The sequence below is a fragment of the Arenibacter sp. 6A1 genome, assembly GCF_012272855.1.
Classification (GTDB): domain Bacteria; phylum Bacteroidota; class Bacteroidia; order Flavobacteriales; family Flavobacteriaceae; genus Arenibacter.
Window position 1 is genome coordinate 79,386 of sequence record NZ_JAAXCQ010000019.1, and the last position, 25,111, is coordinate 104,496.

At 39.4% G+C, this 25,111-nt stretch carries 17 protein-coding genes and 1 tRNA gene; 9 read left to right on the forward strand and 9 right to left on the reverse strand.

The features are described from left to right. Window positions 1–520: 520 nt before the first annotated feature. Both HCG49_RS15370 and lepA read right to left on the reverse strand, forming a co-directional pair. Window positions 521–1,342 carry a glycoside hydrolase family 16 protein gene (locus tag HCG49_RS15370; protein ID WP_168470413.1) on the reverse strand — a complete coding sequence of 274 codons (822 nt, stop codon included), beginning with the start codon at window positions 1,340–1,342 and terminating at the stop codon, window positions 521–523. Next, entirely contained in the window at window positions 1,342–3,138 is a 1,797-nt protein-coding gene (gene lepA, locus HCG49_RS15375) for a translation elongation factor 4 (RefSeq protein ID WP_168470414.1), read from the reverse strand. The genes HCG49_RS15370 and lepA overlap by 1 nt, the downstream gene beginning before the upstream one ends. Window positions 3,139–3,493: 355 nt before the next feature. Here lepA and HCG49_RS15380 point away from each other — a divergent pair, with 355 nt between their 5' ends. After that, window positions 3,494–5,851 (forward strand): outer membrane beta-barrel family protein, encoded by a 2,358-nt coding sequence (locus HCG49_RS15380; protein ID WP_168470415.1) that lies wholly within the window; start codon window positions 3,494–3,496, stop codon window positions 5,849–5,851. A 95-nt stretch (window positions 5,852–5,946) separates the two neighbouring features. Here the strand turns inward: HCG49_RS15380 and HCG49_RS15385 are convergent, their stop codons facing one another. Further along, on the reverse strand, window positions 5,947–7,161 hold the full coding sequence (locus HCG49_RS15385; protein ID WP_168470416.1) for a CynX/NimT family MFS transporter: 1,215 nt from the start codon (window positions 7,159–7,161) through the stop codon (window positions 5,947–5,949). Between the two features lie 485 nt (window positions 7,162–7,646). Here HCG49_RS15385 and HCG49_RS15390 point away from each other — a divergent pair, with 485 nt between their 5' ends. From HCG49_RS15390 to HCG49_RS15405, 4 genes are all read left to right on the forward strand, one after another. Then, window positions 7,647–10,052, forward strand: coding sequence for an outer membrane beta-barrel family protein (locus tag HCG49_RS15390; protein ID WP_168470417.1), 2,406 nt, complete (start codon window positions 7,647–7,649; stop codon window positions 10,050–10,052). A gap of 95 nt (window positions 10,053–10,147) precedes the next feature. Further along, on the forward strand, window positions 10,148–11,152 hold the full coding sequence (gene dusB / locus HCG49_RS15395; protein ID WP_168470418.1) for a tRNA dihydrouridine synthase DusB: 1,005 nt from the start codon (window positions 10,148–10,150) through the stop codon (window positions 11,150–11,152). Window positions 11,153–11,929: 777 nt separating this feature from the next. Next, on the forward strand, window positions 11,930–12,637 hold the full coding sequence (locus tag HCG49_RS15400; protein ID WP_168470419.1) for a hypothetical protein: 708 nt from the start codon (window positions 11,930–11,932) through the stop codon (window positions 12,635–12,637). A 21-nt stretch (window positions 12,638–12,658) separates the two neighbouring features. Beyond that, window positions 12,659–14,236: a hypothetical protein gene (locus tag HCG49_RS15405; RefSeq protein WP_168470420.1), complete on the forward strand. Its 1,578-nt coding sequence runs from the start codon at window positions 12,659–12,661 to the stop codon at window positions 14,234–14,236. A gap of 487 nt (window positions 14,237–14,723) precedes the next feature. Here the strand turns inward: HCG49_RS15405 and HCG49_RS15410 are convergent, their stop codons facing one another. Continuing rightward, window positions 14,724–15,932, reverse strand: a complete 1,209-nt coding sequence (locus HCG49_RS15410; protein ID WP_168470421.1) for an ABC transporter permease — start codon at window positions 15,930–15,932, stop codon at window positions 14,724–14,726. 2 nt (window positions 15,933–15,934) lie between these two features. Continuing rightward, complete coding sequence (rbfA, locus tag HCG49_RS15415; protein WP_072765714.1) at window positions 15,935–16,327, reverse strand: 30S ribosome-binding factor RbfA; 393 nt, start codon at window positions 16,325–16,327, stop codon at window positions 15,935–15,937. Between the two features lie 71 nt (window positions 16,328–16,398). Between rbfA and mce the strand changes: the two genes are divergently transcribed. The 3 genes from mce (at window position 16,399) to HCG49_RS15430 (ending at window position 18,336) form a co-directional block, all read left to right on the forward strand. Further along, window positions 16,399–16,818: a methylmalonyl-CoA epimerase gene (gene mce, locus HCG49_RS15420; RefSeq protein ID WP_168470422.1), complete on the forward strand. Its 420-nt coding sequence runs from the start codon at window positions 16,399–16,401 to the stop codon at window positions 16,816–16,818. Between the two features lie 99 nt (window positions 16,819–16,917). Continuing rightward, window positions 16,918–16,991, forward strand: a tRNA-Ile gene (locus HCG49_RS15425). Window positions 16,992–17,871: 880 nt separating this feature from the next. Next, on the forward strand, window positions 17,872–18,336 hold the full coding sequence (locus HCG49_RS15430; protein ID WP_168470423.1) for a hypothetical protein: 465 nt from the start codon (window positions 17,872–17,874) through the stop codon (window positions 18,334–18,336). A gap of 274 nt (window positions 18,337–18,610) precedes the next feature. Here the strand turns inward: HCG49_RS15430 and HCG49_RS15435 are convergent, their stop codons facing one another. Next, window positions 18,611–19,183, reverse strand: coding sequence for a sugar O-acetyltransferase (locus HCG49_RS15435; RefSeq protein ID WP_168470424.1), 573 nt, complete (start codon window positions 19,181–19,183; stop codon window positions 18,611–18,613). Window positions 19,184–19,659: 476 nt separating this feature from the next. Here HCG49_RS15435 and HCG49_RS15440 point away from each other — a divergent pair, with 476 nt between their 5' ends. After that, entirely contained in the window at window positions 19,660–20,658 is a 999-nt protein-coding gene (locus HCG49_RS15440; protein ID WP_168470425.1) for a TlpA disulfide reductase family protein, read from the forward strand. 505 nt (window positions 20,659–21,163) lie between these two features. Here HCG49_RS15440 and HCG49_RS15445 read toward each other — a convergent pair. The 3 genes from HCG49_RS15445 to HCG49_RS15455 all read right to left on the reverse strand — a co-directional run bounded on the left by HCG49_RS15445 (window position 21,164) and on the right by HCG49_RS15455 (window position 24,198). Further along, window positions 21,164–21,877, reverse strand: coding sequence for a pirin family protein (locus HCG49_RS15445; protein WP_168470430.1), 714 nt, complete (start codon window positions 21,875–21,877; stop codon window positions 21,164–21,166). 255 nt (window positions 21,878–22,132) lie between these two features. Continuing rightward, the gene (locus HCG49_RS15450) at window positions 22,133–23,008 is read right to left on the reverse strand and encodes an AraC family transcriptional regulator (protein WP_168470426.1); all 876 of its coding nucleotides are present in this window, start codon (window positions 23,006–23,008) and stop codon (window positions 22,133–22,135) included. A gap of 266 nt (window positions 23,009–23,274) precedes the next feature. Continuing rightward, window positions 23,275–24,198 (reverse strand): mechanosensitive ion channel family protein, encoded by a 924-nt coding sequence (locus HCG49_RS15455; RefSeq protein WP_168470427.1) that lies wholly within the window; start codon window positions 24,196–24,198, stop codon window positions 23,275–23,277. Window positions 24,199–25,111: the final 913 nt, after the last annotated feature.

A 25,111-nucleotide genomic window follows, 5' to 3' on the forward strand; every position in this document is an offset into this window, starting at 1 on the left:
CCCTCATTTAAACATTGTCTACTGCTTATAGGAAATTGATTGGGTCCCTTACTGCAAATCCAAATCGTTTCATTTGCAGAGCGGTCCTCTCTTCTCTCTTCTCTCTCTTCTTTTATCCAATTGTGTATTGTTAATTTAAAATGACTGCAGCCAATGCCAACGCGTCAGCTGGCCCCTTACTACAAATGCAAGTCGTTGCATTTGCAGAGCGGTCCTCTCTTCTCTCTTTTCTCTTCTCTCTTCTCTTTTCTCTAATTGGTTATTGTTAATTGAAAAAGCGTTAGAGATTGCAGCGGCATCCTTTTTTAAAGGCTTGGGCCGTTTAAAAAAGATATAGCGGAAAGCACGACCCGCTAGGGGAACGCCCAAAAAAAAGTTATTCTTGGTACTACTAGCCTATTTTTGGCGATATAATGTTTAGCCCAGGCCTCAGTTTTAAGAGGTTTTCTTGCTAGGATGTGGTATAATATCAGAGTTAGGTGATTCGCTCCTAGGTCTTGCGCAGTAATGGCCACAAGGGCTATTGGTAGACTTTTACCCAGTCTATGATCATTTGTACCGGTAAATCTTCGGCGGAGACAGCGCCCACCCAAGCACCGCCCAATTGCATGTCGAGCATAAAGTAAAACGGCTGGTCAAAGGGCCATTGTGTGGCATCGACACCCTCTAATTTGGGATAGGTAAACGTTTCCTTACCGTTCAGGGTAAAGACCAATTTATCTGGGAACCACTCCAGGCCATAAATATTGTATTTTTCTGGCTGTACCGCCGTTGTGGAAGAATGCGGGGGCACGGAATTTTGTCTTAGTTCCAAGGTATAGTAAGAGTGGATGGTCTGGTAAATCTTATTTTCAAAACTCAGGCGTTCCATGATATCGATTTCACCGTTTCTGGGATATTTCCCGTATTTTGGCTGGTCTGCCAACATCCAGATTGCGGGCCAAGCGCCTTGTGCACTCTCTAGTTTGGCGCGGACTTCGATTTTACCGTATTGAAAAGCAAATTTTCCCTGGGTAGATACGCCACCGGTTAAAAAAGGTACGGTATCCTTGCTGCGGTCCGGATTAACGATCCCGCGCAGGTATAATTTCCCGTTCTTTACTTGATAAACATCTTGGTGATCGGACATATAATTGGACCAGTCCGGAGTACCCCTTTCAATAATATTCCACTTGGCAGGGTCTAGGAAATCTTTTTTGTCAAAAGATTCTTCCCAGATTAATTGCCATCCATCGGCATTGGTAGGAGCGGGGGTTTTTAAGGAACTACAACCGCTAAGGATAGAAAAAGCCCATAAGCATAGACCAATTGTTCGGAGGGTATACTTATGGGCTGTTGTCATTAGTCATTCAGTTTTAAAACGGCCATAAACGCTTGCTGTGGGATCTCTACGTTCCCCACTTGGCGCATACGTTTTTTACCTTTCTTTTGCTTTTCCAATAATTTACGTTTACGAGAAATATCACCTCCATAACACTTGGCGGTAACATCTTTACGCAAGGCTTTTATCGTTTCCCTGGAAATGATCTTCGCACCAATAGCCGCTTGGATAGGAATATCGAACTGTTGTCTAGGGATCAGTTCTTTTAATTTCTCACACATTTTTTTACCGATATTGGCGGCATTGTCGGCATGTATCAGGGCAGAAAGTGCATCTACCGGTTGTGCATTCAATAGAATATCTACACGCACCAATTTAGAGGTACGCATACCAATAGGGGTGTAGTCAAAGGAAGCATATCCTTTAGAAACTGTTTTTAGACGATCGTAAAAGTCAAAAACAATCTCGGCCAAAGGCATATCAAAATTAAGCTCTACCCTTTCTGGCGTTAAATAGGTCTGGTTCGTAATCTGTCCCCTTTTATCAATACAAAGCGACATAACGTTCCCTACAAAATCCGATTTTGTGATTATGGTAGCCTTAATATAGGGCTCCTCTACATGGTCTAATGTAGACGGATCTGGTAAATCTGACGGGTTGTTAACGATAAGGGCGTCTTCCGGATTTTTACGGGTAAAGGCGTGGTAACTAACGTTAGGTACGGTAGTAATAACCGTCATATCGAACTCGCGCTCCAAACGTTCCTGGATAATTTCCATGTGAAGCATTCCTAAGAAACCACAACGGAAACCAAAACCAAGGGCAGCACTACTTTCGGGGGCAAAAACCAAGGAAGCATCGTTTAATTGCAGTTTTTCCATAGAAGAACGCAATTCTTCGTAATCCTCGGTATCTACAGGGTATATACCGGCAAATACCATAGGTTTAACATCTTCAAATCCTCCAATAGCATTTTTGGTAGGATTGGCAGCATCGGTAATGGTGTCACCTACTTTTACCTCACGGGCGTCTTTGATACCGGTGATCAGGTACCCCACATCTCCGGCTTTTATAACTTGTTTAGGATGTTGTACCAACTTTAAGGTTCCTACTTCATCGGCGTAGTAATCCTTGTTGGTGGCAACAAATTTTATTTTCTGGCCTTTTTTAATCTCTCCGTTGATGACCCTAAAATAGGTCTCAACCCCTCTGAATGGATTGTAAACAGAATCGAAGACCAAGGCTTGTAAAGATTCGTCCGGATTGCCTTTAGGGGCAGGGATACGCTCTATAATAGCCGTTAAAATATCTTTGATTCCCAGTCCTGATTTGGCACTGGCAGGAATAACTTCTTCTCTAGAACAACCTAGAAGCTCTACGATATCGTCGGTAACTTCTTCCGGGTTGGCACTTGGTAAATCTACCTTGTTCAAAACAGGAATAATTTCCAAATCGTTTTCTAAGGCCAAATAAAGGTTCGATATTGTTTGGGCCTGTATGCTCTGGGCCGCATCTACGATCAATAAGGCTCCTTCACAAGCCGCGATAGATCGGGAAACTTCATAGGAAAAATCTACGTGACCAGGAGTGTCAATTAGGTTTAAGATATATTTCTCACCTTCATGTTCGTAGTCCATTTGTATGGCATGACTCTTAATGGTAATACCACGTTCCCGCTCCAAATCCATGCTATCTAATAGCTGATTTTGTTTTTCCCGGTCAGTTACCGATCCGGTAAATTCCAATAATCTATCTGCTAAGGTGCTTTTACCGTGATCAATATGTGCAATAATGCAAAAATTCCGTATGTTTTTCATCTATGCTGAATTATTTCAGTTCCATTTTTCAACGCCCGAAACACCAAGGGGTGCAATGGCATTAAAATCAACTGCAAATATAGGCTTTATCCATCATTTTTTTAGTAAAAAAGCAGTGCTCTTTTCATGGAAGATGGCAAGGCTGGTAAAATAAATGCTCTGGAAAGTGCCTAATCCTTTCTATTCTTTTAAATGAGTTAAATTATTGACAACGAATTAGAGAAAAGACGCTGCTTTCTTAAAATTATGTTATAAGTTTAGATTGTTGAAAAAAAATCAAAAACCCCCCTTATTTGATATTTTCGTGAGACAACTATTTAAAAATTACGTGTTTTTGTGGCTATTCTCATTCCCAATGTGGGGGCAAGAATATCAAATTTCGGGCGAGGTACGCCAAAAAGACGGGGAGAATATTGCCTTTGCCAATCTTATCTTATTACAGGCTTCGGACACTAGTTTTGTAAAAGGAACCGCTTCTGATGAAAACGGATTCTTTGCTTTTAACAATATCGCTCCCGACGTGTATTTTTTACAGGCCAGTTATATTGGCAATTCTTCCCCTTTTCGGCGCATAGAGCTGACCTCTAATACAGCCTTGGAAACAATATTTTTGGAAAATGAAATGCATGCCTTAGACGAGGTGTTCGTCGTTTCCAATAAGCCCACAGTGGTAAAAAAGGTCGATCGTTTGGTGTTTAACATAGAAAATACAGCGCTTTCAGAATCCGATATTTGGGAGGTTCTTAAAAATACCCCGAGTGTATTTGTGATGAACGAAAAAATAACCATTAAGGGAGAAAGCGGGGTGCAGATTTATATCAATGACAAAAGGGTACATCTTCCCCAAAGCGATGTGTTACAGCTTTTAAGCGGTACGGGGGCCAGTGGGGTACAAGCGATAGAGGTAATTACCACGCCACCGGCAAAGTACGATGCCGAAGGTGGGGCCATTATCAATATTAAAATGAAAAAGAATCTAGTAGCAGGGTATAATGGAGCCTTTTTTAACCGCTATGAACAAGGGGTTTTTCCGCAACAAATGTTGGGAACCAACCATTATTTTAAGGGAAAAAAGCTGGAATCCTCCTTTAATTATAGCTTTAACCAGGATAAATTTTTAACCCGTTATACCGATGTCACCTATTTTCTGGACCAAGGAAATGTGAGGGAAACATGGACCTCGGAATTAGAGTCGGTAGATAAACGCAAAAAACATACCGCCAGCGTATTTTTGGATTATCCCTTGGATGACAACAATACCCTAGCCTTTTCTACCATCGCTTCCTTAACGCCTTTAGGTGATGCCAAGGATTTTTCAGATACCAGGATCCGGGAGCAGGACAACCCTAATAACAACGGATTTTATACCAATATCGATTCCGAATCCGAAGGGATCAACTCGGCTTTTTATCTAGATTATGTACGAAAGCTGAACCCAGAAGGGGCACGGCTAAGCTTTCATTCCCATTTTACCTATTATCAATATGAAAGAGATCAGGGCTTGGCTACCGATTTCTACGACAACAATGGGAACACCGTCAGTGAGAACGACTTTACGACCACCAATGAGCAACAGACTGATTTATTTAGCCTGCAAACCGATTACGAATCGCCTATAGGGGAAAAATCGACTTTAGAAACGGGTCTAAAATATGCCCTTATTGACTCTGAAAGCCGCATTTCCCAAGAAGGCTTCGACAGAGATCAGCCCGGAATAGATCCTACCGAGGACGGGGTCTTTTTATACGATGAAAATATTTGGGCGGCCTATGCCAGTTTTCATTCCCAAGGCGAAAAATGGTCCCTTAAAACAGGCCTAAGAGCAGAATACACAACCACCACAGGCAATTTCAGCCAGTTGAGCAATAAGATAAATAAGGATTATTTAGAATTGTTCCCCAGTCTTTATGTGCAGTTTACACCTCAGGATAATCACTTGTGGGGATTGAGTGTAAAAAGGAGTATTGCCAGACCTAGCTACGATAAGGTAAATCCGTTTCAGGTCTTTCAGTCCAATAATTCTGTGGTAGAGGGAAATATGGACTTGCAACCTTCGTTTAAACATTCGGCAATTTTATCCTATACCTATCAGAGCGATTATACCTTTGAATTGTTTTATCGTTATCACAACAATATTATAAGACTGCTTACTTTTCAGGACAATGAGAACGAATTACTGCGGTTTAAGACTAGCAACGTAGATAGGGAGTTGGCCTATGGCTTAGATTTTATCTATAATAAAGGAGTGGCTAAATTCTGGGACACTTATTTCTTGGCCTCTTATTTTTATAGTGCCGAGCGGTTTGTAGATTTGGATTCCCAGCAGAAAATAGATCAGGGTTTGTGGACGCTCTTGGTCAAGTGGAACAATAATTTTTCCTTGCTCAAAGATAGGTCCCTCAGTGGAAATATTAATTTCATGTACGTATCTCCCATTATAAGGGGAAATTCTAGACAAGAGAGGTATAACGAATGGGAGATTTCCCTTAAAAAGACCGTTTTTGGGAAAAGAGGTGTAATAAGTATGGGGCTTACAGATGTTTTTAAGCAGTTTACCCTGCGGAATACCCGTAAGTATGGCAACCATTATAATACGTCGGTCTACCGACCAGATGGGAGAATATTCTCCCTTGGGTTCCGTTACAAATTTGGGAACCTTGGGATAAAGGATAACTACCGTTCCAAAAACGTAGAGGAACGAAACCGACTGTGACAAAATTTTAAAAAGCCGCTTCTAAGTACTTTCCGTATACCTTCTATAAAGCTATTGATTTTAGAGGTTTAAGGTGAGGCCTCTAGAGTACCTTATTAAAAAGAAACATAGCTGTCCTTCGCAGAGGTCAGGCCTACCTTACACAGTATTAATGTCGCGATGACCAGTAACCCAAGGGGGTAGTACCAAGTGTCGGTAAGGCTAAAGAGAGCTCCAAAAACGGGAGGCCCACAGGCCGCTATGATATAGCCCACAGTTTGTGACATGCCCGAAAGTTCTGCCGCTTCCGTGGTTTGTTTGGTCCGTAAGACCATAAACATCATGGCTAGGGTAAAGGCCAAACCAAGGGCAATGCCGATACTGATTACAGATGGGATAATAAAGGTGATTTTCCCAAAGATTATTCCGGCCAGGCCAAGGAGCAATAACCCAACAGTGACCCATACCAGGGCTTGCTGGTTTTTCATGCGCGCGGCTAAAATGGGGCCAATAAGCATAATGGGCAATTGGGCCATTTGAATAAAGGAGAGCATCCAGCCAGAACGATCGGCAGACATGCCCCAACTTTGTAGTATGGTAGGCAGCCAAGCGGCAAAACAGTAAAACAACAGGGACTGCAAGCCCATAAAAACGGCTATATTCCATGCCAGTCCCGATTTCCAAAGAGAGGTTTTCGTTGTGGTTTTAGGTTCAGATCTTACTGCCGAGGCTTTTCGGGCCTGTGGAAACCAAATAAGAAAGCCTAACAAGGCCAAAAAGCCCCATATTCCAATAGAACCTCTCCATCCAAAACCACTTAGCTCTCCAATTTGAATGCTAAATCCGGCCGCTAATGCTGAAGTGAAATTCATAGATACCAAATACACCCCCGTGACAATACCCACCTTGGTAGGAAACTCTTTTTTAATAAAGGCCGGCATTAATACATTGCCTACAGTAATGGCAGCCCCAATTAAGGCAGCACCAAAAAACAATAAGAATACATTGCCAAAAGACCGTATAAAAAGGCCAAAGGCCAAAACCAATAAGGAGTACAACAGTAATTTTTCCAACCCTATTTTGCGCCCGAGTTTTGGTGCAAAAACAGATAAAAAAGCAAAGGACATTAAAGGGATAGCCGTAAGAAGGCCTACAAGGGCCGGCGTTAGTTGAAGATGGTCAGAAAGTTCGGTGATAACCGGACCCACCGACGTAATAGGAGCCCGTAAATTGGCGGCTATAAATACAATCCCTAGAACAATTAAAACAAGCTCAAAATTTAATTTTCCATTGGCCTTGCTGGCCACCGAAATCCTAGCTTTTCCCTTCATCAATAGTTACATTATTTGGAAGGGGCCAAGGTATCGCTTATTTAGCTATAAATAGGCTATAAAAAGGTTAAGGCTTCCTTAATAAAAAACCTTAGGGTATAGGAAGTTAGGACCTAAGAACGCTCGTTTTTTTTATTTGCTACCATACCAACGAGAAAAGAATAGTAAGCAGTACCATCCTCGGTTGCAATAAGTAGTCTAAAAAGCCTTTAAATAACCATAATAACACCTGCTGTACAGTAAAATCCGTTTTTTTAGGCGAAGAAATACCTGACATTAATAATTTTTGGGGACTTTGGAATAAAAAAGGAGAAATGTAAGAGTTAGAGTGGTTATTTTAGTAAGTTCATGAAGCTAAATTCATTACAGATAATTATTTTTAACACGAAAAATATTATCGAGATAATACTTAGGAAAAAAACCCGTTTAATTCTTAATTAAATCTTAATTTTGTTTAGATTGCTACCTTAAAACCGAACTGACTATTGCCAAAAAACATCCTAACTCTAATTTTCTTATGGCTTAGTCCCCTTACTGTCTTCGGTCAGCTTTACAAGGTATCTGGGAAGGTACAAAACGAGCACAATGAGCCTGTTCCTTTTGCCAATGTATACCTTCAAAAGGTTTCAGATTCTATGCTGGTCAGTGGTACCTCTGCCGATCATAACGGAGATTTTATACTCCAAAACATTCCCCCCAACGCCTATTTTGTAAGTGTTAGTTATGTTTCTGAAAAATCCGATTTTTTGCCCTTGGAGGTCAATGAGGATGTTAGTATAGGTCCGCTTATTATTGGGGATCAAACCAAATATTTAAATGAAGTGGTTTTAAAGGCACCTAGCGTAAAACGACTTTCGGATCGTATGGTGTTTCAGGTAGAAAATACTAATTTATCCCAGTCCTCAGCATTCTCTATCCTTTCAAAAACCCCTGGAGTAATTGTCATCGGGGATAAGATTACGATTAAAAACTCGCCCACACTCATCTATATTAACGGTAAAAGAGTGTATTTGTCCAATACGGAATTGAAGGATCTTTTGGAAAATTATGCTGGTGAAAACATTAATTCTATAGAACTAATTACCAATCCTTCTGCCAAGTACGATGCCGAAGGGGGCGCTATATTAAATATCGTAGCGTCTAAAAATCTATCCATTGGGTATAAGGGAGAAGTGGGCAGCAAAATTACACAGGCTACCTATTCTAAATATGAGTTTAACACAAGTCATTATTACAAAAATGAAGTTGTTAATGCCTTTGCAAGCTATAGTTACAACCCCAAAAAAAACTATAAAAAGGACGAGAGTTATATCAATTTTTTTGACGGTAATCTGCCCGACTTTAGGAGGGAAACCGATTTTAGCAGCATTTCAAAATCCTATGCCCATAACTTTAATGCTATCATAGACTTTAAATTGAATGATAACAATCACCTAAGTCTGGCCGCCAACCTATTGAATTCTCCAAATAAGGACAACAACAATACGGTTACTGCCCGAGACCTGGACCAACAGGGCTTGCTGCAATCTTATTTTAATTCGTTTAACGATTTAAAAAATGACAATAGCAATGTGTCCCTCAATGTGGATTATGGACTTAAATTGGGCGAAAATGGCGGGGATTTAAAGGTGATTTCTAATTATATAGACTATAGGGATCATCAGTTTCAAGATCTTACTACCGATTATTACGATGAGGACGGTACTTTAATAGATCAGAATAATTTCAATGTTTGGAACAAGCAAAATTATAGGATAGGGACTGGCCAAATCGATTATTCCGTGGCTCAGGGCAATAACCAATTGGAGCTTGGAAGCAAGTATGCCGATATCAAAAGCAGGAGTAGTGTACGCTATAAGGGAACATCCCTGCCAGACGACATTGCGGACGATATCTTTAGTTATGACGAAAAGATTTATGCCGCTTATGCCAATATCGGGAATCAGTGGGACCCATGGAGCCTGGTTTTTGGACTAAGAGGAGAATATATTCAAATAAAGGCCAAGTCTATTTCTTTGGGAAATCTACACAAGGATAATTATTTTAAGCTTTTTCCAACCATGAACCTACAGTATGGCTTGGGAACCGATCATATATTTGGGATTAGCTATAAGAAGGCTATTGAAAGACCGCGCTACCAAAACCTGAATCCTTTCCGTTATTTTTTAAACGAAAGTCAGTATAATACCGGAAACCCAACCCTAAAACCATCTATAGAAAATAAGATAACCCTAGAGTACACCTATAACGCCAAGTATATATTTTCCTTCTATTATGAGCATATCAATAAGCATTTAGAAGAGTTGATTCTACAGGACAATATCAATAAAACACTCAATTCATCGGACTATAATATAGAGGGGAGTAGTCAATATAGTGCCGATTTTATCTTCTTCGATTATATAAAAGATTGGTGGTATATAAGTACTTATATGTCCGGTTTTTATTTTGAAAACAGCTATTTGTCCCGCGGGAATACAGGAGTAGTCCAAAAAAACAGTACCCTGGGGTATTTGGGACAGTTTTATAACCAGTTTACACTTTCTAAAGACCAAAGCTTTACCGTCGATCTTTCCCTAATGTATTTATCGGACTACATCATGGGGGAGCACAAATTTAAAAATCAATTTACGGCAGACCTTAGTTTTAGGAAGTCGTTCTATAAGAAAAGGGTTTATGTGAACCTGGAGCTTCATGATATTTTTAACACCACCAATATTCCTGTGTTTACCAAAAATGGCAATCAGGACAACGGGTTTATCTCCATGCCCGAAAGTCGCAGTATTTCACTAGGGGTACGCTATAAATTTGGAAATTATAGGTTGGTAGACAACCATAGGGACATTAGCCCAGAAGAGTTAGAGCGCCTAAAAGAGAAATCTAAACTATAATTATTTCATAATCTTCGAATCAATTCTTATTCCTATTGATATTCAATTGTTTAATTTTCATTAATTTTGCACTCCACAATTAAAGAAACAACAATTTGCCAAAGATAGGAGACATACAGTTACCAGATTTCCCTTTGTTGCTCGCTCCCATGGAGGACGTTAGCGACCCACCTTTTCGTGCGCTTTGTAAGGAACAGGGTGCAGATGTGGTATTTACCGAGTTTATTTCTTCGGAAGGACTTATTCGCGATGCGGCGAAAAGCATGATGAAGTTGGATATTTATGAAAAAGAACGCCCGGTAGGGATCCAGATTTTTGGAGCCAATTTAGACTCCATGCTACAATCTGTTGAAATTGTAGAAAAATCTAATCCCGATATAATCGATATTAATTTTGGTTGCCCGGTAAAAAAGGTGGTCAGTAAAGGTGCCGGAGCAGGGATACTGAAGGATATAGACCTTATGGTATCACTTACCGAAGCCATGGTAAAACACACTAAGTTGCCCATTACCGTAAAGACCCGTTTGGGCTGGGACAACGATAGTATAAAAATAGTGGAAGTCGCAGAACGATTGCAAGATGTTGGTTGCAAGGCCATCTCTATCCATGGACGTACCAGGGTGCAAATGTATAAGGGAGATGCCGATTGGGCCCCTATAGCCGCGGTAAAGAACAATCCACGGATGCATATTCCAGTGTTTGGAAATGGGGATGTGGACACTCCGGAAAAAGCCATGTTAATGCGCGATGAGTACGGTTTGGACGGTGCCATGATAGGACGTGCCAGTATTGGTTACCCTTGGTTCTTTAAAGAAGTAAAACATTATTTTAAAACCGGTACCCATGCCACTCCTCCTACCATGGAAGAGCGCGTAGAGGCCGCCCGTCGCCATTTGCAAATGGCCATAGACTGGAAAGGAGAACAACTGGGGGTTTTTGAAACCCGTAGACATTATACCAATTATTTTAAAGGGATTCCTAATTTTAAGGAATGTAGAATGAAAATGGTGACCAGTGATCATTCCGAAGATGTTTTTGCGGCATTTGACGAAGTATTGGAGAAATTTGGGGACTTCGAATTTAGTCCCGCTACCCATTAAAGACCACAGAAAAGCAAAATCTAGACCTGATATTAGCCGTAATAGCAGGGTTGCTTGTTCTGCTTTGAAAGCTATAAAAACTACAGAATATTTTAATAAAGGGCTTCTTCAATTGTAAGGGGCCCTTTTTTTGTTGCCGGGATATGGTGGCAAACACCTCACGCAAGCATATCATTTATAAAAAAACCACTGCTTACCCATAAGCAACTGTTAGCATGCCTCTGGCTTATTGTCACCCTTAACATCATTGCAATTTTCTTTTATTGTTCTTTAATGAAAGGGCACTTATTAGAAGTCCAGTTTTAGCTTTAGTGGCCTATTACAACACCCTATCTATTTTTTGTGAAATTCTTAAAAAAACCTTAAAAAATTAGGGATTTAGCCTTTTGTAAATGGGTGTAACTCATTATCTTTGTGGCCTTTCAGTAGAAAAAAATAAACAAGAAGAATCATACTAAAATCAGAGACTTTAGCTATAAAATTTTTTATAAAAGAATTAAAGCTGGTACAATATTGAATTATGGAAATAGGATCAATTCCATATTTTAAATCCTGAATAAACATGCGATACAGAAGCATATGTAAGGAATAATCACCGGCAAGGTGTAAAAATATCCCGAAAATAAGATAGGTTCACAGCGTAAAGGCCATTCGAGATTTAAACCGGATGCCAGGGTGGGCCTTTTGCTTTTTAGAAAAAAAAGATGGGTGTAGTACAAAAACACAGACTGTCTATAAACGATTAACCAAATTATTAACCATTATTATTATCATTAAATGAAAAGGAAACTCCTTCCCCTATTATTTTTTTCGATGTCTCTGGGCCTAATGGCACAAGAAGAAGAGACTATCGTACCACAGCCTGAAGTAGCTGAAATGGTAGAAACACAATCTCCAATGAATCAACATGCCATTGGTGTTAGCGCCGGATCTGGTCTAGGTCTTAGCTACTCTTACAAATTTAACGAAACCATTTCTTTGACGGCCCGTTACAACTACCTGGCTTTTGAAGTAAATGACTATGAACAAAGCATAGACGGTCAGAATTTATTGTTCGATGTAGACGTCGATTTCAAGAACATCGATGTACTAGTAAATTACCACCCGTTTAAAAATGCTTTTAAGATCGTAGGTGGTTTGGGATACTTTACCGATAGCAAATTTAATGTATCTACTTCCTTTAAAGAAAGTATCATTATTGGAGAGGTAGAATTTACCCCGGAAGATATAGGCTTTATCAGCATTGACTCTGCTTGGGAACAAGTTTCTCCATTTGTAGCCCTAGGTTTTGGAAGAGCTGTACCGAATAGCAGAATTGGTATTAGTATCGAGGCCGGAACCTATTATGCCCGTTCTCCAAAAGTAGGTTTAGATGCCACTGGGATCATAGAAAACACCAAAAATCAAGAAGCATTATTACAGGATAGCTTTTCTGAATTAAGGTTTATACCTCAATTCTCCTTTAAAATTTCCTATTCAATATAACAATACCATAAAAGATTAAACATGAAAAACTTAGGTAAAATAAGTTGTTTTTTGTTCGTATTAGCCCTTATGGCCTGCGATACCGATAAACTTTTAAGTCTAAAAGACGAATTTAAAATAGCTGTTACTCCAGATGCAGTAGGAGATAAAAAGGAACTCCATATTGTAAATGCCCTTAATTCGGAAACTACAGTAAACGATGTTAAATTAACCATAGAGGGCGAATATGCCTCAGAGGTATTTACTTCAGACGGATTATCGGCCCTTAAATTAGATGAAGGCCGTATCGTTATTGGACTAAGACATGGTATTACAGCTACTGAGGAAGAGCCTATCGTAGTCCTTGCAAAAATATCGGCAGAAGGTTATTTGGACAAAACTGTCGAAATTGTTTTCGATGGTACCGAGGTAGAATCTTTAAGTATCCCGGTCTTGGAAGTAGCCAACTTACCGTCAACTATAAAAGTACAAAAGGCAAATGCAGCCCTTTCTGCCAATAAAACTGCCGAAACTATTGCCGTTACCATAGCTTCTACAGATGAAGAGGAAGAATCCTTGGCGAACATTGCTGTTGAAGAAGGAAGTTCATTTGTAGATCAGGACGGAACGGTTGTCAGCGGTAGTGATATTGCTTTAAATGTACAGTCTTTTGAATTGGGTACCGATGCCGGAAACGACGATACCGGTTTTAGTGCTATCAACGAAATTGAAGAGATCAGCATTTCTGGTGATAACGTATTAGAGCCTTTTTCTGTGATTGATATCAATCCTACGGTCAATGGTAAAACAGTAAATTTATCAGAAGAGAATCCTGCTAGTATGTCGGTTGCCGTACCAGATGACGGCGAAGAGTACGAGGTGTATTTAAAGACACCTGGGAACGATACCCCAGAACAAATCACTATTACAGAAACTGGTGCAGGTGCTAAAACTGCCTCTGCAGCGCGTTTTGGTTTTAGAAGATATAGCTTTTCATGGAGATGGTGGGGTAGATATTATATTGTGAAGAGAATAAGAAGCCCTTATTGCGCATCTTATCCAAAATTTAACCTGGTAAACAATGGTCCGGCCACTCAGTACTATGTGAGTATTAAAAACGCTCAGGGAAATATTGTAAGCTCTAAATTGACTACGGTATTTTCTGGTAAGAACAAAACCTTGACTTTTAATAAACGTCTTGTTAAAAACAGAAATTATACCTTGAACATTACGGCCAATACCATCAATGGTAAGAAAAGTGTCGTCTCCCAAAGTATCAATTGTGGGCAGCAGTCTACTGTAGACGTATCGGTACCGAACGCCTTGACGGAAAATTTCGATATCCAATTCAGTATCACTTGTAGCAAGGCAACCATTACCTTGGACAATACCGTTATTTATTTCAAAAAGGCCACGGGGACAAATTTCTTGCCTTATGGGGTGGTTCTTAACGGCTTATTGGGTAAAACACCAAAATTAGAGGATAATACCGAGTATGTGTTCTCTTTTGTGTATCAACAAAAACGCCAAACAAATCCTATTTTAGGAAGTAGAGTTCGCGATATCATCGATTCGTACGATGTCAATGAAATTTGCTCTAAAATAGAGGACGAAATGTAGTTTTTTAAGGAAACTCACATAATTTAATACTAAAAAGGTTGTCTGTAAGGACAGCCTTTTTTTTTGTGGGCTAGGGATAAATTAAAGCCTTAGGATCATTTTTATTTGGGCGTTCCCCTATCGGGTCGCTCTTTCCGCTATATCTTTTTTACAAGGCCCATGGCCTCTAAAAAAAAGGATGCCGCTGCAAAAGCTAACGCGGAATTCAGTGAACAATAATCAATTAGGAATAGACCGCACGGAAAATGCAACAATTTGAATTTGGAGTAAGGGGGCGGTTGGCGCGTTGGCCTTGGCTGCAATGAGTTTCTTAAAAAGAAAAAACCATCGAAAAAATAAAACATCAACGATCACGGGACTAAACTTGCATTTGTTTAGTGTGTAGTAAAAAGTCACATTGGCTGGTTGTTCCCCGAGTTGATGGGAGAGGTGATGACTATTTAATAGTTACATTTAATAAGCGCTTCATTTTTACATTAAACAGCCCTTATTGTATCAATTTTTTATTGATCCGGCTACTGGCAATGATAGAAGCGATGATTCCTAAAACGATGATGGTGGCCAATACAATCCCCACGTTCATGAGTTTGTATTCTACCGGGTAGGCTAGGGAAGGGGTTATTTTTAGCCATGAGAAGGCCAATTGGGACCAAATTAACAGGGAGCCGGTGAACACCCCTATAAGGCCGCCGATACCAGTGACCAAAATACCTTGTAAAAAATAAATTCTACGTAGCTCTCGTATGGTGGTTCCTAAATTATAAAGAGTCTTGGAGTTTTGCTGTTTGTCCAATATCATCATAATAATGGCCCCTACTACGTTAAAGAGGGCAATGATAAGGACAAGGGTAAAAATAAGATAGGTGGCTAAGTTCTCCGTATTCAACATACGGTGAAGGGTACTATTGAGTTCCTTGCGATCTTTTACTAGGACAGTGTCGTCAAAAACGGCGGCAATCGCCGTTCTTAGGGCGGGAATATCGGCCGTTTTCCGCACCTTAAAATTGATGCCCGATATTTGGGTGCTGTCTTTCTCTAATAAGGCCTGTACCAAGGGCAAATCGGCAAAGAGATACTTTTTGTCCAGATCTTCTTCTATCTGGTAAATTCCGCCAATGACCAAGCTCAGCTCGTTGTACGGCTTGCTTTTCAGGGCTTGTTGAGATAGGGAGCCTTTCCCCGGTTTTGGGGCCAGGACCACCAAGGGGCTGCTGAAATTGTTTATACTGATCCCTAAAAGATTGGCTATTCCCTGTCCAGACACGGCCTGGAGGCTGTTTAAGGACCAATCGCCATAAAAGTAGGCACTACTGTCCAAGGGGACCGTTTTTACATACTGGGCGTCTACTCCTTTAATATAGGCGATATGACTTTTTTGGGCATGGGTAAGGTATACCTTTTCTTCCAATTCTTTGGAAAAGGACAATACGTCGCCTAATTCTTGCAGTTGTTGTATCTGACCTTCCGAAATAGTAAAAAACTTTCCGGTAGCCGGTATTGCCTTTAGGTCCGGATCGACCGTATTGGTATAGGAAAGGCTAAAAGTCTTTAGTCCTGCAAAGCCCGAGAGTACAATAAAAAGGGCGGCAGAACCAATAACGATCACCAAAAAGGTGATGAAATTAATGATGTTTACCGCATTTTGACTACTCTTTGAACGCAAATACCGCTTGGCGATGTACAGGGGAAAATTCAACCTTATGCTTTTTTCCTTTTCTCCAATAAATCAGGGTTCTTAACCGGGTTATCTTCTCCTTTTAAGGACTTTTCAATACCATCGATATAGTCTAAAGAATCGTCTAAATAGAATAATAACTGAGGTACCCTGCGCAATTGGTTCTTGGTGCGTTGGGCCAATTCGTGCTTTATCAAAGGCTGATTGGATTTGATGCCTTCCAATAATTCCTTGCCCTTGTCGGCAGGAAAAATACTCACATAAATCTTCGCAATAGATAAATCCGTGGTCACCGACACCTTAGATACGGAAATAAGCGTCCCTTTTAACCCACCATCTGTAGCGGCACGTTGCAAGATATCAACGATATCTTTCTGTATAACTCCGCCTATTTTTTTCTGTCGTTGTGTTTCCATGGGACAAAAATACGCACAATATGTTTATTTTAGTGTTTTAGTTGATAGATACTAATACAAATTGGCAAAAAATGAACAAAATAGAGCATGTGGGCATAGCGGTTAAGGATTTGGAGGCGTCTAATCTATTGTTCAAAAAGCTGTTGGGGGTAGCGCACTACAAGACCGAAGAGGTGGCCTCGGAAGGCGTTAAGACATCTTTCTTTAAGTCGGGCCCCAATAAAATAGAATTGTTGGAAGCTACGGATGCCAATAGCCCCATTGCCAAGTTTATCGACAAAAAAGGAGAAGGCATACACCATATCGCCTTTGAGGTCGATGACATTGAGGCAGAAATAAAACGGTTAAGCGAAGAAGGCTTCATTGTTTTAAACAATACCCCAAAATTAGGGGCCGACAATAAACTGGTGGCATTTTTGCACCCAAAGGGCACTAATGGGGTTTTAATAGAACTGTGTCAGGAAGTTAAGGACACCGATAAACCCAAATAAAGGCCCTAGAAAATGGCGCAACAAAAAAAAATGATGAATTCGAGTCTTTTTGTTTGCAGTCTTGAGAAATAAACTGTAATATTGCATCCGCAATTCGCGGGTCCTATAGCTCAGTTGGTTAGAGCACCTGACTCATAATCAGGTGGTCCCTGGTTCGAGCCCAGGTGGGACCACTTAAAGCGCAAAGCCCATATTCCGTAAGGAGTGTGGGCTTTTTCTTTTTTTGGGCATGGGAATACCGAAGGTATACCCGATGAACCAAAAAGAAAAGGACAATGGCGTAAGCCATGGGCTTTGCATTTTCAGGCGCGGTTACCCTGGTCCATGCGCTCGCGCACTAACCCAGGTGGGACCACTAGTAAAATCAAGCCTTCCCAGATGGGAGGGCTTTTTTTTTGGTAGTGGGTACAACATAGGTACAACATTTTCCTTCTTTTTTAAATTCTTCCAGAATTCTTAAGTTTTAGCCGAATTGAACAACATTCCATCAAAATTCGGTAACTATTGGGCTTTGCATTTTCAGGCGCGGTTACCCTGGTCCATGCGCTTTGCGCACTAACCCAGGTGGGACCACTGGAGACGCTCCACAAGCCTTTTAAACACTGTGCTTACAGGGATTTTTTATTTTCAGGGGACGAATAAATAAGTTAATGAATTAGAATTTAAAAGTTTATAATTCTGCTATAACTCTAGAATTGTATGATTTTCGATATATTTTAGACCTCTCTCACGAGGGCTTAAGGACTAGTGTAGACTTTGAGACTGGTCTGTAATTAGTATTTGTGGCTTAGAGGTTAGCTCCCTTATGACAATAACAAAAGGAACAAATAGTTCTTATAACTATAATGGTATTTGGGCTATATCATTTCATTGGAAGTAGGGTCTGACAGTCCAGTGAATTGCTCATAAACAATCCTTTAATTTTGTCCTTATAAGCAGTCTACTTTTGTTTCATATACGCACTTTTTTGATAAATTGCTTCTATTAACTAGTTGGAAGTAATTTTGACGCAACCAAATATAGAATTCTAAATCTTCTACATAAAACAGTCCTATGAAAAAGGCATTTTTGGTTATGGCTATTATTGGAGTTTTAATGTCTTGCAATAATGATGATAGCGTCTCAATAAATGAACAGAATTTTTTAATTTTTGGTCATTTCTACGGCATGTGTGTTGGGGAGGGGTGTGTGGAAACATTTATGCTGACCGACAAAAAATTATTTGAGGATACCATTGACGATTATTCTGGACAGGATTTGAACTTCGTGGAATTAGAAAACGAAAAATTTAAAATAGTGAAAGACTTGGCTAAGTTTTTTCCAAAGCAACTTCTGAACGACAATGAAGACATTTTTGGTTGTCCGGATTGCGCAGAGGGTGGTGGATTATTTATTCAATACTCCGATAATGGAACCGTAAAAAGTTGGAGAATTGACCAAAATAAAGAGAATGTCCCAGATTATTTACACAATTTTATTGATAAGGTCAATGAAAAAATTGCATTCCTAAATAATTAAAACAGTGCCTATAAGAAATGGGGAGCCACGTATTCAACCCCAAGTTTTGTCTTACTTTATGAAGTCGCAGAATCTTTCCGATTTTGATTTTAGAACTATAAAGAAAAAGTACCCATCCGTCGAATTAAAGCTTTTCCAGCGTTTTGTGATGAAAGTTTGTTTTTACATCTACCATAAAAGCTCACTGGCCTCATCCAAAACAGCACTATCCAATTCCTTTGAATAGGCCTAGGGTATCGCCAAATTCTGATGGCCCATGGATTCACTGATAAGGCTATAAGCTTTTAATAACCACACAAGGATTTCCAAAAGCCAAAACATTGTCAGGAATATTTTTCGTAACCACACTTCCTGCCCCAATGGTTACATTATTCCCAATGGTAACCCCAGGGAATATTATAGAATTTCCGCCAACCCACACATTATCACCAATAGTAACCGGTTTTGTTGAAGTTAGATACCGGGCTTTATGACCGTTTTCAATGATTCTTTCCGATGCTTTTAAAGGGTGGCTGGCCGTGTATATCTGTACGTAAGGAGCAATCAGGCCATTTTTCCCAATAGTTATTTTATTGTTGTCCAAAAACATACAATTTGTATTGACGAAAGTATTTTCCCCAATGGATATATTTTTCCCATAATCGCAGAAAAAGGGGGTTTCAATCCACACGCCTGTACCTACAACATCAAATAGTTCGGTCAAAATCCGTTCCCGCTCTTCTAAAAGTTCAGAATCCAGCAGGTTGTAATTCTTTAATAATTTCCGCGCCCTGTGATACATTCCTATCAATTCCGGATCTCTAGAATCGTAAAAATCGCCCTTGAGCATTTTCTCCTTTTCGGTCACAAGCCTATTTTTTTAATATGATGAATGCTTAAATGTAGTATAATATTTCGTCATGGACCCTAAGATCAATTCTTCGCCTATTTTGGATACATCTGAAAATGGAACAATGTTAAAATAGGGTGCGCGATTATAAAAATACCCTGATCAGTGGATTAATTAGAGAACCTGCTGCACTTTAAAAGTCTTGTTAAATGATCTGGGCGTTCCCCTATCGGGTCGCTCTTTCCGCTGTATCTTTTTTAAAGGCCACGGGGCCTTTAAAAAAGGATGCCGCTGCAATAGCTAACGCTGTTTTTAGTGAACAATAAGCAATTTACAAAGACTAAAAATGGTCAACACCTAACTGGGAAGTTCATTCCGCGAAGGCGGAAAACTTACCGGTATCATGCTACAGAAAAATCCAACCACTTGACGGCATGATTGTTGTGTGTAAAAATGGACCAAACATTATTTACCAACCTTTAAAAATAAAACCCATGAGAATTGTAGCATTAATCACCTTATTACTTATTTCTACCTCTTGTAGTGAAAAAAAGGAGTCCGCATTTTCACTAAATGGAACCACTGAAAACCTGAAGAATGGGACCCTTTTGTACCTTTTCGATGCCGCAAAGGAGGAAATAATAGATTCAGTAAAGGTTCATAATAACACCTTCAAACTTACCACCCAATTACCGAACCATCCCATGGTTGCCGTGTTGAAAAACAAAAACAACTCCTTGTATAAGAGCCTTTGGCTAGAAAATAAACCAATGACGTTTAATGCGGCAAGTCACCATTTTAATAATGCCGTAATTTCTGGTTCTGAAACCGAAATAATTTATAATGACCTTAATAAAGCAATTGACACCCTTTCAAAAAAAGAAGGCAAAAAACTATTAATGGAGTTTATAAAAAGCAATGCGGACAATATATTAGGTCCCTATGTTCTTTCTAGGTGGTATACTTCGTGGAAAAAAGAAGGGACCGAGCCTCTCTATGCTCAATTATCTGAAGAGGGTAAAAATTCGTTTTACGGAAAGAAAATCCTTAAATACATTCAACTCAACCAAAACCCTACAATTGGGGATAAGTATGTTGATTTTGAACTGACGGACCAATATGGCTCACAAATAAAACTATCCGACCTCAAAGGTAAATTGATACTGTTAGAGTTTTGGGCCAGCTGGTGTGCACCTTGCAGAAAGGACAATAGCAATTTAGTAGATCTTCATAATGAATACAAAAGTTTAGGTTTTGATATATTCCAAGTTTCCCTGGACGATAATAAGGAGGAATGGTTAGAAGCAATACAAAAAGATAAGCTACAATGGACCAATGTGAGTGATCTAAAATCGTGGAACAATAAGGCGGGCATGATTTACGGTATAAATCTACTTCCAAGTAATTTCCTGATCGATGAATACGGAACTATAATAAGTCGGGACTTACGAGGGGAAGCGTTAAAGGAAAAACTACAAGAGATTCTAGAGTAATAATCCGTTCTCGGCTGTCCAAGATCAGTGCAAAAAGATCCTCAGATCATTACCCTGTGGTAAAAAAAATGTTGATCCCTTGCGATCAGAAACAAATAAGATTCATTTAATAGAAGTGTAAGCACTTTATAAAAACCCCGGCTAGTCCGGGGTTTTGTTGTTAAAGTATCCAGGCTTTACTCGTGGCTTTAATCAGAGGTGTTTATGGTGAAATTAAAGTAACGTAAGCTCCGTGAATTCGATTAGCGCACTACCGCTATAGTATTTGTTCATTTTTAATGGAAGCTTCTTAGTTATTACGGGGAGTTTTTGCGATTATAGGGTATAATTTTTAAATCAGTTCCTGACAATCTATGAAACAAGGGCTGGACTTTAAAATAAGTCCAACCCTTGCTATTTTCTACTTACACACCTAAAGGGATAGTGCCCAAAAGGAGAGGAGTAGGTCATTTTAGCTGCTATTTTCTTTGGTAACAGCAAAGCAATATGTTTGGAAAGCGGTTTATTACATGGTCATTGGTACTTCCATTAATAGTACACGGGCATTCTCTGTTGCTTTTACATTAATGGAGTCGGTATTCCAAATACCCATACCATCTCTCTTGGATAGTTTTTCATTATTAATTTCTACTTCCCCCTCAAGAATAAAAGCATAAACGCCATTTCCTTCTTTTTTGATCTTGTATTTATCAGAATTTCCTTTTGTAAATTTCCCGATATGAAACCAAGCGTCTTGATTTATCCAAACACCTTGGTCGTCCTGGTTAGGTGAAAGTACCTGATAAAATTCATTGTCCTTTGCAATATCCCTAATAGAAACTTGGTCATAACGTGGCGTTACATTCCGCTCTTTTGGAAATACCCAAATCTGAAGAAACTTAACTTCCTTGTCTTTGTTTTTGTTGTATTCCGAATGGGTAATTCCGGTTCCTGCACTCAATACTTGTACATCACCTTCTTTAATCACGGCCACGTTGCCCATACTATCCTTATGTTCTAAATCGCCCTCAAGTGGAATTGATATGATTTCCATATTGTCGTGTGGATGCGTGCCAAAACCCATTCCTGCTTGTACCCTGTCGTCATTTAAAACACGTAGTACTCCAAAATGCATTCTTTCTGGGTTGTGATAATTAGCGAAGCTAAAGGTGTGGTGAGAGTTTAGCCAACCGTGATTTGCACTTCCTCTTGTTTCTGCCTTGTGAATTACTGTATTCATAGTATATATGTTTTTATTTGGTAAATGATTAAATCCTACTTGTTGCATCAATGTATCGTAAGTAGATTTAATGGACTGGCTATTGGTTGCTTTTAGTATTTGCGGAGTAATAGCACCCATAACGCCGGTTAAAAGGGCATTTTTAATAAATTTTTTACGATCCATATTCTTTGCTTTAAAGTATGGTACAAAGATGGGGACCTTTAGAGAGTTGTGGAATATGAAAAGAGGGAAGGAACTTATGAAAATCCGATATTAGTGCTTCATTTCGGTTTTCTTGAAGTTTGAAGGAGATAATTGAGTATGTTTTTTGAAAAAAGCACTAAAATTGGCCGGTTCGTTAAAACCTAGGGCATACCCGATTTCTTTATTCGATAAATCGGTAAAATAGAGAAGTCTTTTGGCTTCCGTGATTATTCTTGCTTGAATATAGTCTTTGGCAGTTTTACCAATTTTAGCCTTTACCGTTCGATTTAAATGGTCGGGCGTAATATGAAGCATATTTGCATAAAAAGTAGTAGCATGTTCTTTATTACAGTGGTCTTCCACGCCTTTTTTAAAAGCCCTGATTAAATTGTCACCAGAACTGTCGACATCCGATTCGATAGGGTTGATGGCACATATATTATTGCATTCTATAAGCAAGAGTTTTAAAAATGCACCAATAGACAAACTCTTCATATTAACATCACTGTGGAATAGTCTAAAAATATGTTTTGTAAAATTTTCTATAACGTCAAATTGTTCCTTAACAGGAGTTAATGGTGGACTTTGTCCATAATTTTGAAAGAGGCTTAAGCTATCAATAAAGGATATAGGAATCGAATTTTCCACTAAAAACTGATTCGAAAAAACCATCGCAAAGCCAATAGATTTTTCTGTTTCAATTACTTGGTGTACCTGCCCAGGAGCAACAAAGAAAATTTGTCTGTTGGATAAGTCGTAAGTGTTAAAGTCTATCTTATGCAGTCCCTTGGCCTTATTGACAATCAAAACCGTAAAATAGTGGTGCCGGTGTGGTTCGTCAACTTTACCGTTTCGTTTTGTATAAATATCTTCCATTTTAGATATTCCAAAACTCACGTTTTCCTTTTCAGAATTTACTGTGTGATATGTTTTGACGCTGTTCATTTTTAATTTTAACGAAGGTAAAATTTAATATAATGATTATTAGAGGTTTATTAAAGTAGACATCCTTCGATTTCAGATCAAATTTAGCAATATTTCTATTGACCAGCTATTAGCTTCTTTTTGGTTTAGGGAAGTATATCCTGTTTACAAATTATGTGGAGCTCCCTTTTTGAATAGGTTCCAAACAATGGATGTCGCTCTGCCTTTTTTGAAAACTATCCTTATATATAGTAAACAAGGATTACCTGTATACCTTACTATAAGTATTACCGCAAGGTTCCTTCCGGAAATTTCACTTTGTCCGGAGCTGCGTTTAACATTGGCAGGGCATATTTCAATAAACGGTTTCGGCGACCAGTGGCGTCTTCTGGCTCCACAGGATAAAACACTACTGCTTCCATCCAAGCATACTTATTGGTCCTAAAATAGACGGCCGGTAGCCATTGCTTATGCTTTTTGGAGGTGAGCTGGGGATAGCGTTCCTTGAAATCTCTGATGGAAGCCTCCACTAAACATTCTTCCACAAACTGTAGGTCGCTGGTATAGGCTACTTGAACCGCAGTCTCATTCCAAATAAAAGGAGCTTCGGGACCAGCATAATTTATGATTTCCTCTTTCAATATCAGGCTATTGGGGAATCTGATTATTCTCCCACTTTTTCTATCGTTGCCGAGATAATCACCCTTACATTCCAAAATTGAAGTGTCTAGATAACTTATCTCTACCACATCGCCACGGAATCCTTTTATTTGAATACGATCCCCTACCAAATACGATCGGCGAAAGATTAAATAAATCCAGGCGATAAAGGAAGTGATGGGGGCTTGTAAAGCAAAACCAACAACCAAGGATATTAATCCAAAGCTAAGTACGGCTGCATAGAGGTTTTGAAATAAAAAGGAAGTGACCACAATAAGGCTGAATGTCATGGCAAGAAACCGGACAATGCGCAATAGGTTGTATCGGTCTCCTTCGGATTGGCTTTGGGCATCGATTATTTTCGCAAGGATTTTGCTTACCAGAAAGATCAGGGCAATTAAAAATAAGCTTAAACTTAGCTTTTTTAGAAAAGGAAGGTACTCTTCCCAAGGGTCAAAAACATTCAAATCCAATAAATAATTTACGGCCATTAGCAATACCGCCAATACTCCGTAAATCGTGATCCAGCTTTTCGATTTCTGAATTTTCATAAAATGTTGGTTCTATTTTAATATATAAAAATAATACTCAAGTTTGAACAATGGATGTAGTAACTCCATTTTAAAAAGTCGTGTATATCGAACATTATACGGTTTTTGTTAAGCGCTCCATGGAAAGATGGTCGTCTTTTAAACCCGTATTAACAATTGGCGAAACTACATAAAAGAAATCAGCGCTAATCAAATGTATATCGTTTTAGGCTAAATGCAACGTCCAAGATCTTGAAAGCTGGCGCGAGGGTCACCCTCGTGCCCGTACCGGGTGGCGGCCATATTTTAGAAATATCCAATGCTATCCTTATATATAGGACAACTCCATAACTGATTTTATTGTTTACTGTTCTGCAAAGTCTCCCGACTTTGCGGTGCGACTTTGAGGTGCATTATAGTTCAAGGTTCAAAATGGTGTATACTGCGAAAGACTTAGTTGAGCGCCAAGCTGACTGATTTTAATGTTTACTGTATTTGTTGTTCACGGTTTTCTTAAGCTATCCTTATATATAGGACAGTTGAACCCCGATCGCTGGCGCGAGCGTCGCGCTCGTGCCCGTACTGAGTATGCTGCGAAGTCGTGAGACTTTTCGGAGCGAGTTTCGATTTTTATTACCTTATAAAATACTTATATTAAAGCGGTTAAAAATAAAATGAACGTAAGGGTGTAAAAACAACAAAAAAACCTTGCCAGTTTTAGAAAGTGGCGTACCTTTGCCGTCCGCTAGCGAGGCAGTGCCGAGCAAACGGAAAAGGCGTTAAGAGCGCCATGTTCATTGAGTTTTGTTTCCATTATCAGCTAAGCGAAAAGAAAGAATTTAATTTTTTCAAAAAAGCTTGCCGGATAAAAAAGAAGCTGTACATTTGCAGCCGCTTTGGGAGACAGGGCGAAGAAGAAAAGAATAAAAAGTTC

Excerpts from the sequence above, each read along its gene's own strand:
- HCG49_RS15370 (WP_168470413.1), bottom strand. The coding sequence starts at position 1,342 with ATGACAACAGCCCATAAGTATACCCTCCGAACAATTGGTCTATGCTTA.
- HCG49_RS15400 (WP_168470419.1), top strand. The coding sequence starts at position 11,930 with ATGAAAAGGAAACTCCTTCCCCTATTATTTTTTTCGATGTCTCTGGGC.
- HCG49_RS15385 (WP_168470416.1), bottom strand. The coding sequence starts at position 7,161 with ATGAAGGGAAAAGCTAGGATTTCGGTGGCCAGCAAGGCCAATGGAAAA.
- mce (WP_168470422.1), top strand. The coding sequence starts at position 16,399 with ATGAACAAAATAGAGCATGTGGGCATAGCGGTTAAGGATTTGGAGGCG.
- HCG49_RS15430 (WP_168470423.1), top strand. The coding sequence starts at position 17,872 with ATGAAAAAGGCATTTTTGGTTATGGCTATTATTGGAGTTTTAATGTCT.
- HCG49_RS15455 (WP_168470427.1), bottom strand. The coding sequence starts at position 24,198 with ATGAAAATTCAGAAATCGAAAAGCTGGATCACGATTTACGGAGTATTG.
- HCG49_RS15405 (WP_168470420.1), top strand. The coding sequence starts at position 12,659 with ATGAAAAACTTAGGTAAAATAAGTTGTTTTTTGTTCGTATTAGCCCTT.
- HCG49_RS15450 (WP_168470426.1), bottom strand. The coding sequence starts at position 23,008 with ATGAACAGCGTCAAAACATATCACACAGTAAATTCTGAAAAGGAAAAC.
- HCG49_RS15380 (WP_168470415.1), top strand. The coding sequence starts at position 3,494 with ATGTGGGGGCAAGAATATCAAATTTCGGGCGAGGTACGCCAAAAAGAC.
- HCG49_RS15440 (WP_168470425.1), top strand. The coding sequence starts at position 19,660 with ATGAGAATTGTAGCATTAATCACCTTATTACTTATTTCTACCTCTTGT.
- rbfA (WP_072765714.1), bottom strand. The coding sequence starts at position 16,327 with ATGGAAACACAACGACAGAAAAAAATAGGCGGAGTTATACAGAAAGAT.
- HCG49_RS15445 (WP_168470430.1), bottom strand. The coding sequence starts at position 21,877 with ATGAATACAGTAATTCACAAGGCAGAAACAAGAGGAAGTGCAAATCAC.
- lepA (WP_168470414.1), bottom strand. The coding sequence starts at position 3,138 with ATGAAAAACATACGGAATTTTTGCATTATTGCACATATTGATCACGGT.